1 pseudogene is annotated in these 295 nt (G+C 55.9%); it reads right to left on the bottom strand.

The annotated features are described in order from the left end of the window. Nucleotides 1–295, bottom strand: a pseudogene (locus tag HMPREF2847_RS11305) (IS256 family transposase); the annotation flags it as partial.

Genomic DNA, 295 nt, shown 5'->3' with positions numbered 1-295 from the left:
TGATGCGGTAGTGATAGTCCGCGGTGTCTGCGGGCTAGTTCTTTTATGGGGGCGTTGATGCCACCTTCGAGGCTGTTTGTTGTTGCTGCAAGGTTGTCGGGGTCGATGGTTGTTGGTGGGGGTTGCAGGTAGGTAAACAGCAGGTCTCTGCGGTGCAGAGATAGCAATGATTGATAGGCCGCTCGGACGCGTTGGTGGGTGTAGACCTTGGTGTAGGCGCCGGTAGCAGGGTCTTTGATGGTGGTTTTCTCGTTCATCCATTCCCGGTAGGTGTGGTCGAATTCGTGCAGGTGGG

This window comes from Corynebacterium sp. HMSC074C03 (genome assembly GCF_001838285.1).
Lineage (GTDB): Bacteria > Actinomycetota > Actinomycetes > Mycobacteriales > Mycobacteriaceae > Corynebacterium > Corynebacterium amycolatum.
The sequence above is the reverse complement of the archived record's forward strand: the minus strand, read 5'-3'. Positions and strand labels throughout refer to the sequence as shown.